The following is a 17,157-nucleotide window of genomic DNA, read 5'->3' as shown; positions in this document are numbered from 1 at the left end:
GCGCCTGTTCCGAGCTGACCATGGCCGACGCCACTGCCGCACCGCCTTCGATGAACGCCGCGGCCGACGATCGCATTCCGCCGAAACGGTTGTTCACGTTTCTCATCATGGTGTTCGGGATGTTCATGTCGATCCTGGACATCCAGGTCGTCTCGGCATCGCTGCAGCAGATTCAGGCCGGCCTTTCGGCCAGCTCCACCGAAGTGTCATGGGTGCAGACCTCGTACCTGATCGCCGAAGTGATCGCGATCCCGCTTTCCGGATTTCTGTCGCGCGCGTTCGGCACGCGTTTGCTGTTTTCGATTTCCGCCTCCGGCTTCACGGTCGCGAGCCTGTTCTGCGGCTTCGCCTCGACTATCGAGCAAATGATCTTTTGGCGCGCGCTGCAGGGATTTCTCGGCGCCGGCATGATTCCCACGGTGTTCGCATCCGCCTACACGGTGTTCCCGCGCTCGAAATTCCATATCGTCGGTCCCATCATCGGCCTGGTCGCGACGCTGGCGCCGACCATCGGGCCGACGGTCGGCGGCTACATCACCGACTTGATGTCGTGGCACTGGCTGTTCTTCATCAACATCGTTCCCGGCATCGGCATCACCGTCGGCGTGTGGACGCTGTGCGATTTCGACAAGCCGAACTTCGCGCTGCTCGATCATTTCGACTGGTGGGGCCTCTTGTTCATGGCCGGCTTCCTCGGCACGCTCGAATATGTGCTGGAAGAGGGCCCGCAGTCGCAATGGCTGGGAGACACCTCGGTCGCGGTCTGCGCGGCGATCTGCGTGGTTTCGGCGATCGCTTTCTTCTGGCGGGTGCTCAGCGTGCGGGAGCCGATCGTCGACCTCAGGACCTTCACCGACCGAAATTTCGGCGTCGGCTGCCTGATCTCGTTCTGTGTCGGCATCGGCCTTTACGGCCTCACCTACATGTATCCGCGTTACCTCGCCGAAGTGCGCGGCTACAGCCCCTTGATGATCGGCGAGACCATGTTCGTCTCTGGTATCACCATGTTCCTCACCGCCCCGATCGTGGGCCGGCTGATGGCGAAATACGACATGCGTTATTTGATCGCGATCGGTCTGGTGCTGTTCGCGCTCGGCTCCTATCAGATGACCTGGATCACGAAAGAATATGATTTCTACGAATTGATGCTGCCGCAGATCCTGCGCGGCGCCGGCATGATGCTGGCGATGGTGCCGACCAACACCATCGCGCTCGGCACACTGGCGCCGGAGCGGGTGAAGAACGCCTCGGGCCTGTTCAACCTGACGCGCAATCTCGGCGGTGCGGTGGGGCTCGCCGTCATCAACCAGGTGCTGAACGAGCGCACAGACCACCACATCTCGCGGCTGCATGACCGCGTCAACTGGGGCAACGCCACCGCGGTCGAGACGCTCAACATGTTCACCCAGAAAATGCAGGGCATGGGCGACGCCGCGCTGATGGCGATGAAGCAATTGTCGCAGATCGTACACCGCCAGGCCGTGGTGATGGGCTATGGCGACGCCTTCTTGATGCTGACCGTGTTCTACTTCGTCCTCAGCCTGCTCGTGATGGTGCTGAAAAAGCCGTCGGCCACGGTGCTCGGCGGCGACGCGCATTGACAGGCGCGGCACTACGCGATCACGCCGTTGTCATGTTGCAAATCTCCCGCGACGCATTTATAAGCAGCGCATTGTCGCTCGAACCGGGGAGATTTGCATGATTTCGATGTATTCGCAGATCGCACCCTCGCGTCCGATGCCTGTGCGGGTTTTTCGGTCGCGTCTCTGAGCGCGATCGCCGCCGGCCCTGATCGGGTTTGACGCCCGATCTCCAAAGCTTCCCAACGACTTATCGCTATTTTTCAACGACGCTTGCGTTCGGCCCTCGGGCTCACCGTGCGTCACTTTAGATGGAGCCGGTGTGTGCGTGCGCGCAGCCGGATGACGCCATGACCGTTCAAACAGATAAACGTCCCGCGGCGATCCGCGTGGTGATCCCGTTCGTGTTCCGCCACTGGCTGCAACAGCCCGGCCGCGCCGCCGTCGTTGCCGGCGGCCTGCTGGGTGCGACCGCGGCCGACCTGTTCATGCCGATCTTCTCCGGCCGCCTGGTCGATGCGCTGACGCTGGGCGCTTCGGACGCGGCGGCGCGGCATGCCGCGTTCGTTGCCTTCGGCGGGATCGTGGCGCTCGGCCTGATGTCGATGATCCTGCGGCTGACCGGCCTGCAGGCGATCGTGCCGTTCACGCTGAAGACGATGTCCGACGTGTCGCGCGATGCGTTCGCGCGCGTACAGCGCTTCTCCACCGACTGGCACGCCAACAGCTTTGCCGGATCGACCGTGCGCAAGGTCACGCGCGGCATGTGGGCGCTCGACCTGCTCAACGACACCATCCTGATGGCGCTGGCGCCGTCGTTGCTGGTGCTGCTGGGCTCGATGATCCTGCTCGGGCTGCACTGGCCAGTGCTGGGCGCGGTGATCGCGGTCGGCACGGTGATCTATGTGTCGATGACGCTGGCGTTCTCGGTGAACTACATCGCGCCGGCCGCGCGCGTCTCCAATGCCTGGGACACCAAGGTCGGCGGCACGCTGGCCGATGCCTTGACCTGCAACGCGGTGGTGAAATCCTTCGGCGCGGAAGCGCGCGAGGACGCGCGGCTGGCGGGTGTCATCGGCCGGTGGCGCATACGCGTGCGGCGGACGTGGTACCGTTACAACTACACCTCGACGGCGCAACTCGTCGTGTTGCTGTGCTTTCGTGCCTCCGTGATCGGCGGCGCAATCCTGCTGTGGATCGCGGGCCGCGCCACGCCGGGCGACGTCACCTATGTGCTGACCAGCTACTACATCATCCACGCCTACCTGCGCGACGTCGGCATGCATATCAACAACCTGCAGCGTTCGGTCAACGACATGGAGGAGCTGGTCGCGATCCATGGCGAGCCGATCGGCATTGCCGATGCATCCGATGCAAAACCGATCGACATCCAGGGTGGCCGCATTGCGTTCGAGGACGTGACGTTCCATTACGGCGGCCATCGCGCGCCGCTGTATGACGGCCTGTCGGTGGAGATCCGCGCCGGCGAACGGATCGGCCTGGTCGGGCGTTCCGGCTCCGGCAAGACCACCTTCGTCAAGCTGGTGCAGCGGCTGTACGACGTCAGCGGCGGCAAGATCCTGATCGACGGTCAGGACATCGCGAAAGCGACGCAGCATTCGCTGCGCAGCCAGATCGCGATCGTGCAGCAGGACCCGATCCTGTTTCACCGCACGCTGGCCGAGAACATCGCCTATGGCCGGCCCGGCGCCAGCATGGCGGCGATCGAGCAGGCGGCGCGGCTCGCGAATGCGCACGACTTCATCCTGCGGCTGCCGAAAGGCTACGGCACGCTGGTCGGCGAACGCGGCGTCAAGCTGTCGGGCGGCGAGCGGCAGCGCGTCGCGCTGGCGCGCGCGTTCCTGGCGGACGCGCCGGTGCTGATCCTGGACGAGGCGACCTCCAGCCTCGATTCGGAATCGGAAGGCCTGATCCAGCAGGCGATGGAGCGGCTGATGAAGGGGCGCACCTCGATCGTGATCGCGCACCGGCTGTCGACGGTGCGCAGCCTCGATCGCATCCTGGTGTTCGATCGCGGCGAAGTGGTCGAGCAGGGTAACCATGCCACACTGACGGCGCGCCCCGGCGGCATCTATCGCGGATTGTTCGAGCTACAGGCCACCGAGTTCGGCCGCATTTCGGCGGCGGAGTGAGGCGCGTCCTTGCGGTTCCGCTCGGTGTCGGAATATGCTTCCGGCACCGAGAGGGCTTGCGCAATGCACTGGTTTAACAGAGAAAAACAGCCCGAAGTCTGGGAAGTGGCCGACGATCAACCGTTGGGCGATATCGCTGCGGCCCACAAGATCCGCGATATTTGTGTGTCCGCCGGCGCCATCGCGGAAAGGCTGGTGGCGGCCGGCGGGCGCGATGCCGAGAACAAGCACGCCGCCGATGCCGAGCGATACCAGGCCGCCATCAAGCGTGCGCTCGAAATAGCGATGCAAATTTCCGACGATTCGATGCGTGACGTTTCAGTGAGCCAGGTCATCAAATTGTGCGTGCAGGTCGATCATCTGAAAACCGCGAGGGTCCTGCTTCGCGCCATCCGGTCGGAAAAGACGAGGGCGGAATTGGTGGCCGATCACCCGAAACTGATCGATCAGGATGCCGCCAGCTGAGGCGGCTCGCGATCGCGTTGCGGCGGCGACGGGGACGGCGCGGCTTTGGGCGGCGCGGTCTCGAGCGGCAAGGTCTCGAGTGGCAAGGTCTTGGCGCGCGTGCGCGTCGAGATCGCGACCGTCGCCACGACGGCCGCGGCGAACAGCATGATCTGCAGCGTGATGGTTTCGTCGTTGAACAATGCCGCGAGCGCAAAGGTGACGAAGGGCTGCAGCAACTGGATCTGCGACACCCGCGCGATCCCGCCCATCGCCAGCCCCGCATTCCAGGCGAAGAAGCCGATCCATTGCGAGAACAGCGCGACATAGAGCAGCCCGAGCCATGGTTTTAGCGCGATGTGGCTGATATCGGCAGGCATGGTCAGTGCGGCCGCAGGGATCGAGAGCGGCAGTGCGATCACCAGCACCCAGCTGATCACCTCCCAGCCCGGCATCTGCGAGGTGAGGCGGCCGGAGAACGCATAACCGATCGCGGCGACCGCGACGGAGGCGAACAGGAAGAGGTCGCCGGCCGCGAGCGCACCGCCGCCTTGACGCAGGGCAAACGTGATCACCAGCGCGGCGCCGGCGACGGAAGCGATCCAGAACAGCGGCCTCGGCCGCTCGTGGGTGATGGCGACGGCGACCAATGCTGTCGCGATCGGCAACACGCCCAGCACGACGCCGCCATGCGAAGCATCAACCCGCTGCATTCCGAGCGACATCAGGAGCGGAAACAGGAAAGCGACGCAGATCATCGTGACCACGAGTTGCGGCCACAGCGCGCGTGGCGGTAGCTTGCGGCGCAACACGATCAAAAGCACCAGCGAGCACAGCCCGGCAATCACCGTGCGCAACGAGGTCAGTGCAATCGGATCAATTTGCGAGACCGCGATTCGCGTCGCCGGCAGCGTGCCGCCGAAGGTCACCATGCCGACAAAACCCAGCAGCAGACCGAGACGTTCGCGTGACGAAGGAGAAGTCATGACGCGATGGGATAGCCGCTTTGCGGCTCAGGGTACAGCAATCTACTCGGAGCACATGGCGGCTATGCGCCGTTACCTCGGAGCAATGCTGCTCCACACCAATCCAAGCCCCGACATAAACAGCAGCGCCAATACAACGTCGTAAAAATTCCGGTCGTTCAAGGCGTGATAGGTCCGCATGCCGAGGCGGGCGCCGATCAGCGTGCCGGGCATCGCCAGCATCGCCAGCAGCAAGACGTTCAGCTTCACGAAACCGGTAGCGCTCTGCAGGATCAGCGCGGCGCCGAGCACGGTGCCGTTGAAGATCTGGAACACGCCGCGGCGCTGATCCTTGGTCCAGCCCCTGATGCTGGCCCACAGGGTCGGAAGCGGGCCCGACAGCCCGGCAAGGCCGCCGAGGATGCCGCCGGCAAATCCGACGCAGGCGTCGGCGATGCGGCCGCCGAAACGAAAGGCCATCGGCTTGCGGATGAAAAACAGCGCGGTCGGAAATACCAGCTGCATGACGCCGACGCTGAGCTTGAAGGTTTGCGGGTCGGCGCGCGCGACCAGGAGCGCCCCGATCGGCATGCCGAGGAGTCCGCCGGCCACGAACGGCAAAGCCAGCTTGAAGTCGAGCAGCTTCCACATCGACGGCAAAGTCGAGATCTGCGAACTGACCGAGCAGATCAAGACCAGCGGCACGGCAACCGCCGGCGGCAGGATATAAAGCCAGATCCCCAGCGCCATCAGCGCCGTGCCGAAACCGGCGAGGCCGGAGACGAAGCCACCGGCGAGCGCGCCAGCGAGCAAAACCGCGTAAGTGGCGACGTCCAATCTTTATTCCCCCGTCATTCCGCGGCGATGCGAAGCATCGAACTACGGTGCGCAATTGCGCACCTGAGAATCTCGAGATTCCGGGTTCGCATCTTCGATGCGCCCCGGAATGACGACGTTGAATTTGCGGCGACGTTTACACCACGCGGCGGATGGGTACTATCGCAATTGAAGTCTTCAACAACAACCCGGTGGAAACGGCACGATGAGCACAACTCCTTCGAAAACATTTCTCGTCTGTCACGGCGCCTGGTCGGCGGGCTGGGCCTGGAAGAAGGTACATCCGCTGATGCAGGCGGCTGGGCATCGGCTTGTCACCCCGACCTACACCGGCCTCGGCGAACGTGTGCATCTGGCCAATCCGGAAATCGATCTGAATTCGCATATCGAGGACATGCTGAATGTCATCAAGTATGAAGATCTGCGCGACATCGTACTGATCGGGCACAGCTATGGCGGCATGGTTGCGACCGGGGTCGCGGACCGCGCCCGCGACAAGGTCAGGCAGCTCATCTATATCGACGCCTTCGTGCCGCAGGACGGCCAGTCGCTGCTCGATCTGAACGAGGTGGCGCGTCCGCGGATGCAGGAGCTCTCGAAGACCGGCGACGGCTGGCGCGTGCCGCCGAATCCGACCCCGCCCGATACTCCGCCCGTCGACGTCGAATGGCTGACGGCGCGTCGCGTCGACATGCCGATCAAATGCTTTGACACAAAACTCAAGCTGCAGGGCGGGCCGTTGACCCTGCCGCGCAGCTACATCTACGCCACCCGCATCACGCCGGCCGACACGTTCGGACCGTTCGCCAGAATGACGAAAAGCGATCCCGCCTGGCGCTATTACGAGATCGACGCCAGCCATTCGCCGAACGTCACCGCGCCGGAGACGTTGATGGCGTTACTGCAAAAGATCGCTGCCTGAGGTTGCGGCTGCGCGGTGGCAACTGGCCCCCGCATACCGATTGACTCTCCGCTATCGGCCCAACAAGCTGGCGAACCGGTGATCGACGTCGATCGCGGAGGGCAGGGCCATGGCGGCCAGAACGACGGCAGGCATCGAGACGTGGTCGACTGGCTCGGTCGAGCCTGAGCGGCGCCTGGACTATTGGATCGGCGCCGTCTGCGAATGTTTTCTCGAAATGGACATCACGACGCAGGTTCGCGCGGACTTCGATTGTTCGGTTCGGCGCGGGCAACTCGACACCATCGGCATCAACCGCGTGCAGGGATCGGCGCAGCATGTCTACCGCCGCAAAGCCAGCGTCGCGCGCAGCACGGCCGACTACTATTACCTGCTGTGCAAGACCGACAACGACTGGACCGTCATGCAGAACGGTCACGCTTCGCGGATGCGACCGATGGATCTCGTCCTGCTGGATTCCCGGCGCTGCTATGAATTCAACTTTCCGGTCAACGCCGACACGCTGTCGCTGGAGCTGCCGATCCACTGGGTCGAATCCTGGATATCCGATCCCGAGCGGCGCATCGGGCAGCGCATCGACGGGCGCGCGGGCTGGGGAGCGGCGCTCAGCGCATTTGCCTGCCAGCTGACTCCCGAGCTCGCCACCGACCGGCCGCTGCCGGCGCGGGTGCTAACCGACCAGCTCGGTGCGCTGCTGGCGCTTGGGTTCGGCAGCGAGATTCCGGCCGCGCCCGCCGAGCAGCGCGATGCCGCGAAGCTCCTGGACCAGATCGGTCGTGCCATCAGGCTGCGCTACGCCGAGCCGGGACTGACGGCTGTGGCGGTCGCGGAAGATTTGCGTGTCTCGGAGCGGACCCTGCACCGCTGTCTCAACAAAGCGGGCCTGACGTTCAGCGGCCTGCTGAGCGATTGCCGGATGGCGGCGGCGCGCAGGATGCTGAGCGAGCCGCGGTTCGATCGCATCAGTATCAGTGGGATGGGGCTGCGCGTCGGTCTGTCCGATCCCTCCCACTTCATCCGTCAATGCCGCAAGTCTCTCGGCATGACACCGGGCGCATTCCGGCGGCAGCGCTAAAGCGCTATTGTAGCGTCCCTTGGCACAATTCGGCGATGGCGATGGCCGGATCCGGCCATCGAAAGCGGAACGCTGTCTCTATCAAGGTCCGATTTTCCGAAATCGAGGGGAGACGGGAATGGCAGACACTTACGTTCTGGTTCACGGCGCGTGGCACACCGGCGCCGAAATGGAAGCGGTGGCCGGACATCTTCGTAAAGGCGGCCATGTCGTGCATTGCCCGACGATCGCCGGCAACAACAAGGACGACGATCGCGAGAAGACTGGCCTCGAGCAGGCGATCTCGTCGATCGTTGCCTACATCGAAGCGAACAATCTGCGCGACGTCCGCCTGGTCGGCCATTCCTATGGCGGCATGGTGATCTCGGGCGTCGCCGACCGCCTGACCGACCTGATCAGGCGGCTCGTCTATGTCAACGCCTTCGTTCCGCTGGATGGGCAGTGCCTCAACGACATGGTGCCGCCGCACTATGTCGGCCTGTTCGACGCCGTGGCCGCCGCCAACAAGGGCGCCGTGATGCTGCCGTTCGAAATCTGGCGCGATGCCTTCATCAACGACGCCGACCTCGAACTGGCGAAGTCCGCCTACGCCAAACTCAATCTGCATCCGTACAAGACGTTCACCGACAAGATCACGCTGAAGCATGCGTTGGCGGAACTGCCGGTCGGCAAATCCTATGTCAATTGCCGGCAGGACATCGCCCTGCCACACGGCCTGCCCTGGCATCCGCGATTATCGGAACGGCTGGGGCTTTTCCGGCTGGTCGAATGCGACGGCAGCCATGAAATGTTCTTCAGCAATCCGACGCGGCTGGCGCAGGCGATCGGCGAGGCGGGGCGCGACTAAGGTCGTTGCGCACGCGAGCGTCTCGCTTGAGACACGTAGGCCGGATGAGCGAAGCGATATCCGGGACAATTCTCACTGCATGCTCACGCTTCGTCCCGCATGTCGCTGCGCTCATGCGGGCTACGGTTCTGAACGAAACCGGAAATGGCGAGGGGTCCGGCGTGTTCGCGCCGAACCCCTCATTTCAGCAAAACGCGTTTTCTTCGAAAACGCTTTCGCAAAAACATCAGCCAGCCTGTAAGCCGGGTTCTGTAGGGCACCGCTCACTTGCGCAAGCGATACGTGACGGCCATTCCTCTGGGACCATGCTTGCGCATGGCCTCGAGCAACCTACCCGGACGGCGAGCCTGACATCGCCCTGCGGTGTTATCGCTTTCGCGAACGGACCCGCGTTGCCGTCCCTATTCGGTTTTGCTCCCGGTGTGGTTTGCCATGCCGTTTCCGTTGCCGGATACGCGGTGCGCTCTTACCGCACCTTTTCACCCTTGCTCCGTCCGGAGACGAAGCGGTTCGTTCTCTGTGGCACTTTCCCTGGGGTTGCCCCCGCCGGACGTTATCCGGCACCGTATGTCGATGGAGCCCGGACTTTCCTCCCCCGCAGCCTTTCGACCAGAGCGGGAGCGGCCGTCCGGCCGACTGACGTCATACGCATGGGGGCTCACGCGCGCCGCGTCAAGGGACCGCGATGGTTAATCCCGGCCGCAGGGCACAATTTTGACATCTGCGTAGCAGCGGCATTTGATATCGAAAGCATCGATTGAAGGTTTTGCGTGTCATGGATACCGAGTTGGCCCGAACCTTCCTGACCGTGGTGACCGCGGGCAATTTCATCGCCGCGGCGGAGCGTCTCCACGTCAGCCAATCGACCGTCAGCACGCGCATTCATACGCTCGAGGAGCAATTGGGTTGCACGCTGTTCGTTCGCAACAAGGCCGGCGCCACGCTCACGCCGGCGGGCCGCCAATTTCAACGTCATGCTTCGGCGCTGGTGCGAACCGTCGAGCAGGCACGCCATGACGTTGGTATTCCCAAGGGTTTTAGCGGAACGCTGGTTATCGGCGGCCGCATCGGCCTGTGGGAGGAATATTTGTTGCGATGGTTGCCGCTCATGCAGGCGGCCAATCCGGAAATTATGGTTCGGGCGGAGAGCGCGCTCGAGCCGGAGATCATGCAAGGGCTCGTGGAGGGACGGATCGATATCGGGGTGATGTACACGCCGCAAAGCCGCCCCGGCCTCAAGGTCGAGCAGTTGTTCGAAGAGCGGCTCATCCTGGTCTCGACTGACCCGAAAAGCGGGCCCGAGCCGCAGCCTGGTTATGTCTACGTCGACTGGGGACCGGAATTCTATGCCCGCCACAGTGCTTTCTTCCCGCATTTCACCGGGCCGTCGCTGACGGCGAATATCGGCTGGCTCGGCTTGCAACATGTGCTGGACAATGGCGGCTCCGGCTTCTTTGCTCGCCGGATCGTGGAGCCGCTGTTGAAGACGCGCCGGCTTCACGCGGTCGCCGGCGCACCGGAATTCTCGATGCCGGCCTATGTTGTTTATCCAATTGACCGGCAGGACGATCACGTATCGAGCGCCATCGCGCTGATGCATCGAATCGCCGATGTGCAGGCAAGGGACGCGGCGGAGCCGCCATCGATGAAGCGTGGCGCGCGAAAGCGGCATTGATCGGCATCGTCTTCGTATCGGACTTTCCGATCGCAGCAATCGCCATTGTTCGCTTGTCAACGCGGTTGCGCCGGTTCAGACCAACGTCGTGAGCTAGAGCAGGAACGCGCGATGAATACTCCTTCCGGACTTGGCGACGCGCTGCTCGACAGCGCCTCCGACGCAATCGTTGCGACCGACCGCGAGGGCGAAATCACGTTCTGGAATCCTGGTGCAGAGCGGATATTCGGCTTTACGGCCGGGGAAGCTATCGGCCGGTCACTCGACCTGATCATTCCCGAAAATTTACGCGCGCGGCACTGGAGCGGCTTTCGCCATGCAATGGAGACGGGAACGAGCCGTTACGGTCACGGCGATCTGTTGTCAGTTCCTGGCCTGACCAAAGACGGCCGGCGGATCTCGGTCGAATTCACCATCGTGTTGCTGCGCAACGAGACGCCGGCCGTCACCGGCACCGTGGCGGTCATGCGTGACGTGACGAAGCGCTTTGAGGAGTTGAGAGAATTGAAGCGCCGGCTCGCGCAAGCCGGCGCTTCATCATGATCGCTTGCTGGTTCGATCAGCAGCCTATTGAAACAGCTTCATGGCATTGACGAGGGTCTGGGCCACGCCCGCAAGTAACGGGATGCCGGCGAAGCTCCAAGCCAGAACCAGTTGCAGCGTCGTGGTTTGCGATGTCGAAGTATTCTGCATGATTGTTCCTATGCGCCCGTGGGATTGCCTGACGCGGCAACGTCGGCGCTGATCTGGCCGGCGAGATGTTTCGGCTTCATCGACGCGATGAAGCCTGCGATCTGGTATGCGGCCCAACGCAACAGCAGTTGCGAGAACGGCGTTTCTGCCTGTGATGGTTCCACGATTGCCTCCTTACGCGCGGGCAGGCGCGGCTTGCGCCAAATCGGCATCCATTTCGGGCTTCATGTGGTGGCGCTTGTCGACCGCCTTGACGCAGAGATTGGCGATGAAGCCGACCATGAGCAGTCCGGCCATGATGTACATGGTGGTGTTGTAGGCCTGCGCCTTCGGCACGCCGTGCGTGACGTTGTATTCCCGGATGTAATTGATCAGCACCGGTCCGGCGATGCCGGCGGCAGACCATGCCGTGAGCAGGATGCCGTGGATGGCGCCGACGTAGCGGGTGCCGAACATGTCGCGCAGATAGGCCGGCACGGTGGAGAAGCCGCCGCCATACATGCTGACGATGATCAGGAAGCAGATCACGAACAGTACGACATTGCCGCTCGCGCCGGCATAAGGCACCGTCACGTAGAGCACGAAGCCGAGCGTCATATAGACGAAATAGGTGTTCTTTCGCCCGATGAAGTCGGACAACGAGGCCCAGCTGAACCTGCCGCCCATGTTGAACAGGCTCATCAGACCTACGAGGCCTGCGGCCGCCACCGCCGTGATGTGACCCGGGAACATTTCCTGGCTCATGGCAGAGGCCTGGCCGAGCACGCCGATGCCGGCGGTGGTATTGCAGAACAGCACGATCCAGATCAGCCAGAACTGCGGCGTCTTGACCGCCTGATAGACGAACACGTCGTTGTTCGTCATCAGCTTGCTCGCGGTGGCGGGTGGAACGTAACCCGCGGGCTTCCAGCCCGGTGCGGGGACACGCACGATCAGTGAGCCGACCATCATGAATATGAAATACACACAGCCCAGCGTGATGAAGGTGGCGAACACGCCGACATCGGTCGCGCTTGCAAACTTGCTCATCAGCCAGACCGACAGCGGCGAGGCGATCAATGCACCGCCGCCGAAACCCATGATCGCCATGCCCGTGGCCATGCCGGGACGATCGGGAAACCATTTCATCAATGTCGAGACCGGCGAGATGTACCCGATGCCGAGCGCACAGCCGCCGATCACGCCGTAACCCAGATAGATGATCCAGAGATTGTGCAGATGGACGCCGAGCGCCGAGACCAGGAACGCGCTGGCCCAGCACACACCGGCGGTAAACATCGCCCGGCGAGGACCGCCTTCCTCGACCCAGCGCCCGAATACCGCGGCAGATAGGCCAAGAAAGACCATTGCGATCGAGAAAATCCAGCCGAGCTCGGTAAGCTTCCAGTCGGCGGGGGTCGATTGCGAGATGCCGAGCAATTTGGTCATCGGGAGGTTGAATACGCTGAAGGCGTAGGCCTGTCCGATGCAGAGGTGCACGCACAGCGCCGCCGGTGGCACCATCCAGCGGCTATAGCCCGGCCGGGCGATCGTATGCTCCCGATCAAGGAACGGCAGCAGGGCGCGTGAGGGCAGGTCGGGGTTGTCGAGCGTCGTCGTCATTCAGATTCCTCCAAGCGGCATCGCTTTCCGGGATGGGCCGTTGGACCGCCGCGATTGCGCACGCGCGTGAGGCTACGTGTGGGAATGATTTTGACAAACGAATAATATTGGCAATTACTATCGGTTTCTTCGATTTAAATATTTGGAGGCGTTTCGCCGCCGCTGTGCGCGGCGTTTGCCGCTTGCTGAAGCGGCGCGCCCATCACCCAAAAATAAATTATCCTGACGATGTCGTCTTCCGTGCCGTCCGTTCGACTAGGTGTCGGCGATCCAGCCGATCATGAGGAGAGTTTGAGATGCAGTACCTGTTGCTGATCTACCGGAGTGATGCGGAATACGGCCGCATGACCGCGGACGACCGCAAGAAGCTGACGGGGGAATATGGCGCGTTCACCCAGTCCATCATCCAAAGCGGCCATTTCAAAGCCGGCGATGGCTTGCAATCGACAACGACGGCAACCACGGTGCGCGTCCGCGACGGCAAGATCCTGACGACCGACGGTCCGTTCGCGGAGACGCGAGAGCAGCTCGGCGGCTATTATCTGGTCGAGGCCAAGGATCTCGACACCGCCCTCGGCATCGCCGCGCGCATTCCCGGCGCCAGGAACGGTTCGATCGAGGTGCGGCCGGTCATGGTTTATGATTGACGGCAACGTGCCCGCATGACCCCGGTTGAGGTCGAAAAGATATTTCGCGACGAGGCGGGCAGGGCGCTGGCGACCTTGATCCGCCTCGTCGGCGATTTCGATCTCGCCGAGGATGCGTTGCAGGACGCATTTGCGGTCGCGCTGGAGCGCTGGTCCAGTGCCGGCCTGCCGTCCAATCCGCGCGCCTGGCTCGTCAATGTCGGACGCAACAAGGCGATCGATCGTGTCAGACGCATCGTCACGTTTCGCGGCAAGCAGCAGGAACTGACCCGCGAAATCCTGCTCAACGTAGCAGCGCCAGGCGAGGGCACGGACAACGCGCTCGACGACGACATGCTGCGGCTGATCTTCACCTGCTGCCATCCGTCCTTTGCCGCCGAGGTTCAGGTCGCGCTGACGTTGCGCACAGTCTGCGGCCTCACGACCGCGCAGGTCGCGCGCGTTCCTCGCCAGCGAAGACGCAATGGCGCAGCGCCTGTTGCGGGCCAAGCAGAAAATTCGTCTCGCCGGCATTCCCTATGAGGTGCCGGAGCGCGACGCGCTGGAGCCGCGGCTGCGCGGCGTGCTCGCGGTGATCTATCTCGTCTTCACCGAAGGCTATGCGGCGACATCAGGCGAAGATCTGATGCGGTCTGATCTGGCGCGCGAAGCGATCCGGCTGGCGCGGCTGCTCGACGCGCTGATGCCGGGACGCGGCGAGATCAAGGGGTTGCTGGCCCTGATGCTGCTGCACGATTCACGCCGCGCCGGCCGCGAGACCGCGGGCGGCGATATCGTGCTGCTGGAAGAGCAGGACCGCACGCTATGGGATCGCGGGCAGATAGCGGAGGGTCTAATTCTCGTCGAAGAGGCGCTGCGGATACCGGGCCGGCCACAATCCTATGCGGTGCAGGCAGCCATCGCCGCGCTGCATGCGCGTGCTGCGAATTACAAGGACACGGACTGGCGGCAGATCGCCGGCCTCTATGAAGTGCTGCTGCGGATCAGCCCGTCGCCGGTGATCGAACTGAACCACGCCGCGGCGCTGTCGATGGTCGACGGGCCGGCGCGGGCGCTCGACCTGATCGACGCGCTGGAGGCGCGCGGCGGACTGAAGGGCTATGAGCTGCTGCCGGCGGTGCGCGCGGATTTGCTGCGGCGTCTCGGCCGGCGCGACGCAGCGCGGGAGGCGTATCTGAAGGCGACGGCGGCGACGCAACTGGAGCCGCTGCGAAGATTCTATGCGCGAAGGATTGCGGAAATGGATGGTAGCTCAGGCGGACTTTAGTCGTCATTGCCTGCGACAAACGCGAAGCGTTTGCGCAAGGGAGCGAAGCGACGAAGCAATCCATCCATCCACGCATGCGGAAAGATGGATTGCTTCGCTGCGCTCGCAATGACGGTGAAACTACCTCGCCGCAATCACCGTGTTCGTCGCGTCCGCCGGCAAACTCGTCAGCAGCGCGTGCAGCGTGCTGATGGTCGAGTGATCGGCGATGCCGTCGACGCGGGCGGGACGGAAGTGGCGCTGGAACGCGGTGACCACTTCCATGGTCGGGCCGTCAAACCTGCCGTGGGTCGGGATATTGTAGCCGTATTTGGCAAGCGCCCCCTGTAGCCCGGCGACGTCGTCGCTGATGCTGCCGAGCTTGAGCGGTTCACCGCGCACGATCGGCGCCGGCTGCACCCAGTGACCGACGCCGGAATTGGCCAGCGAATGCCACGGAAACTTTTCGCCGGGATCCCTTTTGCGCGCAGGCGCGACATCGGAATGCGCGAGCACGCGATGCGAAGGTATCTTGCGGCGGAGCATGATGCCGCGGCACAGCGCGATCACGGCGGCGATCTGGCGCAGCGGAAAATCCGGATAGCCCCAGTCGTGGCCGCGATTGATGATTTCGATCCCGATCGAGCAGGAATTGATGTCTTCCTCGCCGGCCCAGAAGGACACGCCGGCATGCCAGGCGCGCTTGGCTTCCTGGACGGATTGGACGATGCGGCCGTCTTCCAGCACGATGTAATGCGCCGATACGTCGGTGCCGGGGGTGCAGAGCTGGGCGATCGCGCCCTCTACATCCGGCATGCCGGTGTAGTGCAGCAGGATCATGTCCGCGACGCGGCCGTTGTTGCGGTCGCCAAAGTTCGGCGACGGAATGACGTCGGATGCGATCGAGGAATCTGGCGTAAAGGTCTTCATGTCGGCGTTGGCCCTGGCAACGGGAAGGGCGCGTTGACGCCTCGAATCAATACCAGCAGATGCGAACGGACCAGAAGCCATTTTTTAGTCTCAAACCCGGCAAGAGAACGGCAATTTCGTGTCTTAAGCGGCGCCGTTTACTATTCCTTTACCTCGCGCTCGCGCAATCCAGCGGGCCGAGTTCCAGTTCGCATTTTGATGGGGGTGTGTGCGGGGCGCATCACCATTTTTCAGTATGTAGAAAGCGCGCAAAACCCGCAGCCGATCATCAACGCTTTCTTAACGCTAAGTGCCGTTACTAAGTGGTGAAGAGCCGAACCGGGTTGGGGACGGCCGAGACCCTCTTTCGCGCTCGAAATGCCATGGCAACCCAGCAAATTCCGTCCGGAAATGAGGGGGCGCGAGGCTGGGCCAGAGGCGGCAATCGTGCCTGTTTGCGGCTTTTCGGCCGGAAAAGCCCGGCGAAGCGCAGAGATTTGAGGCGCAATGGGCCCGTTCGCGTCCATCTTCCATTTTGCAGGCTGGAATACGCTAGGGGACGGCGCATGAGTTCGGCTGCGCCGCGCCATATCTCCGTGCTCGGCCGCGAGGCGGTCGAGATGCTCACGCCTAAGGCCGGCGGCATCTATGTCGACGCGACCTTCGGGGCCGGCGGTTACAGCCGCGCGATCCTCGCGGTCGCGGGAACCCAGGTCATTGGCATCGACCGCGACCGGTCGGCGGTTACCGGCGGATTCGATCTGGTCGAGCAGTCCGATGGCCGGCTGACCCTGGTCGAGGACCGGTTCTCCAATCTCGCAGAGATCTGCGCGGCGCAAGGTGCGGCCGCGGTGGATGGCGTCGTGATGGATGTCGGCGTTTCCTCGATGCAGCTCGACCAGGCCGAGCGCGGCTTCTCGTTCCGGCTCGACGGCCCGCTCGACATGCGGATGGGCCATGATGGTCCGACGGCGGCTGACGTCGTGGCGAAGGCATCCGAGGCCGATCTCGCCAACATCATCTATATTTTTGGCGAAGAGCGCCATTCCCGCGGCGTCGCACGCGCCATCGTGGCGGCACGCAAGGAAGCGCCGATCACGACCACGCAAGCGCTGGCCGACATCGTCGGCAAGGTGGTGCGTTCGAAGCCGAACGAGATTCATCCGGCGACGCGCACGTTCCAGGGCCTGCGGATTTTCGTCAACGCAGAGCTCGACGAACTGTATCAGGCATTGGCGGCGGCCGAGCGCGTGCTGAAGCCCGGCGGGCGGCTGGTGGTCGTCTCGTTCCATTCGCTGGAAGACCGTATCGTCAAGGATTTCTTCAACGCACGCGGCAAGACCGGCGGCGGATCGCGGCACTTGCCCGAACTGGCGCAGGCTGCGCCGAGTTTTCAGATTCTGACCAAGCGTCCCGTGACCCCCGGCGAAGCCGAAGTGGCCGCCAATCCGCGCGCGCGTTCTGCAAAACTGCGCGCCGCCGAGCGCACGACGGCGCCGGCACACGCGCCGGACCGCCTGCCGGCCTGGCCTGTTCTTGCCGACGTGATGAGGGGAGGCTGA

16 protein-coding genes, 1 other RNA gene and 1 pseudogene are annotated in these 17,157 nt (G+C 63.3%); 11 read left to right on the top strand and 7 right to left on the bottom strand.

Going from position 1 to position 17,157, the window contains the following annotated elements:
• Nucleotides 1-20 precede the first annotated feature (20 nt).
• From ACPPVP_RS35610 to ACPPVP_RS35600, 3 genes are all read left to right on the top strand, one after another.
• Entirely contained in the window at nucleotides 21-1,601 is a 1,581-nt protein-coding gene (locus ACPPVP_RS35610; RefSeq protein WP_426528226.1) for a DHA2 family efflux MFS transporter permease subunit, read from the top strand.
• Nucleotides 1,602-1,930: 329 nt separating this feature from the next.
• Nucleotides 1,931-3,733 carry an ABC transporter ATP-binding protein gene (locus ACPPVP_RS35605; protein ID WP_426528225.1) on the top strand — a complete coding sequence of 601 codons (1,803 nt, stop codon included), beginning with the start codon at nucleotides 1,931-1,933 and terminating at the stop codon, nucleotides 3,731-3,733.
• 105 nt (nucleotides 3,734-3,838) lie between these two features.
• Nucleotides 3,839-4,198 carry a hypothetical protein gene (locus ACPPVP_RS35600; protein ID WP_426528224.1) on the top strand — a complete coding sequence of 120 codons (360 nt, stop codon included), beginning with the start codon at nucleotides 3,839-3,841 and terminating at the stop codon, nucleotides 4,196-4,198.
• Here the strand turns inward: ACPPVP_RS35600 and ACPPVP_RS35595 are convergent.
• Both ACPPVP_RS35595 and ACPPVP_RS35590 read right to left on the bottom strand, forming a co-directional pair.
• Complete coding sequence (locus ACPPVP_RS35595; protein WP_426528223.1) at nucleotides 4,180-5,163, bottom strand: DMT family transporter; 984 nt, start codon at nucleotides 5,161-5,163, stop codon at nucleotides 4,180-4,182. The genes ACPPVP_RS35600 and ACPPVP_RS35595 overlap by 19 nt on opposite strands.
• A 72-nt stretch (nucleotides 5,164-5,235) precedes the next feature.
• Nucleotides 5,236-5,979: a sulfite exporter TauE/SafE family protein gene (locus ACPPVP_RS35590; protein ID WP_426528222.1), complete on the bottom strand. Its 744-nt coding sequence runs from the start codon at nucleotides 5,977-5,979 to the stop codon at nucleotides 5,236-5,238.
• A 205-nt stretch (nucleotides 5,980-6,184) separates the two neighbouring features.
• On the opposite strand from ACPPVP_RS35590, the gene ACPPVP_RS35585 reads away from it, so the two are divergent.
• The 3 genes from ACPPVP_RS35585 (at nucleotide 6,185) to ACPPVP_RS35575 (ending at nucleotide 8,823) form a co-directional block, all read left to right on the top strand.
• Nucleotides 6,185-6,901: an alpha/beta fold hydrolase gene (locus ACPPVP_RS35585; protein ID WP_426528221.1), complete on the top strand. Its 717-nt coding sequence runs from the start codon at nucleotides 6,185-6,187 to the stop codon at nucleotides 6,899-6,901.
• A 109-nt stretch (nucleotides 6,902-7,010) separates the two neighbouring features.
• Nucleotides 7,011-7,976 (top strand): helix-turn-helix domain-containing protein, encoded by a 966-nt coding sequence (locus ACPPVP_RS35580; RefSeq protein WP_426528220.1) that lies wholly within the window; start codon nucleotides 7,011-7,013, stop codon nucleotides 7,974-7,976.
• Between the two features lie 118 nt (nucleotides 7,977-8,094).
• Nucleotides 8,095-8,823, top strand: coding sequence for an alpha/beta hydrolase (locus ACPPVP_RS35575; protein ID WP_426528219.1), 729 nt, complete (start codon nucleotides 8,095-8,097; stop codon nucleotides 8,821-8,823).
• Between the two features lie 222 nt (nucleotides 8,824-9,045).
• Here the strand turns inward: ACPPVP_RS35575 and rnpB are convergent.
• Nucleotides 9,046-9,463, bottom strand: an RNA gene (gene rnpB / locus ACPPVP_RS35570) — RNase P RNA component class A.
• Between the two features lie 135 nt (nucleotides 9,464-9,598).
• Here rnpB and ACPPVP_RS35565 point away from each other — a divergent pair.
• Together ACPPVP_RS35565 and ACPPVP_RS35560 are read left to right on the top strand one after the other, a co-directional pair.
• On the top strand, nucleotides 9,599-10,498 hold the full coding sequence (locus ACPPVP_RS35565) for a LysR family transcriptional regulator (RefSeq protein WP_426528218.1): 900 nt from the start codon (nucleotides 9,599-9,601) through the stop codon (nucleotides 10,496-10,498).
• A gap of 111 nt (nucleotides 10,499-10,609) precedes the next feature.
• Nucleotides 10,610-11,041 carry a PAS domain-containing protein gene (locus ACPPVP_RS35560; RefSeq protein WP_426528217.1) on the top strand — a complete coding sequence of 144 codons (432 nt, stop codon included), beginning with the start codon at nucleotides 10,610-10,612 and terminating at the stop codon, nucleotides 11,039-11,041.
• A 24-nt stretch (nucleotides 11,042-11,065) separates the two neighbouring features.
• Here the strand turns inward: ACPPVP_RS35560 and ACPPVP_RS35555 are convergent, their stop codons facing one another.
• From ACPPVP_RS35555 to ACPPVP_RS35545, 3 genes are read right to left on the bottom strand one after another with little or no spacing between them, the layout of a single operon-like run.
• Entirely contained in the window at nucleotides 11,066-11,191 is a 126-nt protein-coding gene (locus tag ACPPVP_RS35555; protein WP_283807444.1) for an MFS transporter small subunit, read from the bottom strand.
• Between the two features lie 8 nt (nucleotides 11,192-11,199).
• Nucleotides 11,200-11,355, bottom strand: coding sequence for a hypothetical protein (locus ACPPVP_RS35550; protein WP_426528216.1), 156 nt, complete (start codon nucleotides 11,353-11,355; stop codon nucleotides 11,200-11,202).
• Nucleotides 11,356-11,365: 10 nt separating this feature from the next.
• Nucleotides 11,366-12,793 carry an L-lactate MFS transporter gene (locus ACPPVP_RS35545; protein ID WP_426528215.1) on the bottom strand — a complete coding sequence of 476 codons (1,428 nt, stop codon included), beginning with the start codon at nucleotides 12,791-12,793 and terminating at the stop codon, nucleotides 11,366-11,368.
• Between the two features lie 296 nt (nucleotides 12,794-13,089).
• Between ACPPVP_RS35545 and ACPPVP_RS35540 the strand changes: the two genes are divergently transcribed.
• Together ACPPVP_RS35540 and ACPPVP_RS35535 are read left to right on the top strand one after the other, a co-directional pair.
• The gene (locus ACPPVP_RS35540) at nucleotides 13,090-13,440 is read left to right on the top strand and encodes a YciI family protein (RefSeq protein ID WP_426528214.1); all 351 of its coding nucleotides are present in this window, start codon (nucleotides 13,090-13,092) and stop codon (nucleotides 13,438-13,440) included.
• A gap of 15 nt (nucleotides 13,441-13,455) precedes the next feature.
• Nucleotides 13,456-14,707: pseudogene (locus tag ACPPVP_RS35535) on the top strand (RNA polymerase sigma factor).
• A 120-nt stretch (nucleotides 14,708-14,827) separates the two neighbouring features.
• Here the strand turns inward: ACPPVP_RS35535 and ACPPVP_RS35530 are convergent.
• Nucleotides 14,828-15,616, bottom strand: a complete 789-nt coding sequence (locus tag ACPPVP_RS35530; protein ID WP_426528213.1) for an N-acetylmuramoyl-L-alanine amidase — start codon at nucleotides 15,614-15,616, stop codon at nucleotides 14,828-14,830.
• A gap of 545 nt (nucleotides 15,617-16,161) precedes the next feature.
• Between ACPPVP_RS35530 and rsmH the strand changes: the two genes are divergently transcribed.
• Complete coding sequence (gene rsmH / locus ACPPVP_RS35525) at nucleotides 16,162-17,157, top strand: 16S rRNA (cytosine(1402)-N(4))-methyltransferase RsmH (protein ID WP_426528212.1); 996 nt, start codon at nucleotides 16,162-16,164, stop codon at nucleotides 17,155-17,157.

Source organism: Bradyrhizobium sp. McL0615, from assembly GCF_049993905.1.
In the GTDB taxonomy this organism is placed as follows: Bacteria; Pseudomonadota; Alphaproteobacteria; order Rhizobiales; family Xanthobacteraceae; genus Bradyrhizobium.
The sequence above is the reverse complement of the archived record's forward strand: the minus strand, read 5'-3'. Positions and strand labels throughout refer to the sequence as shown.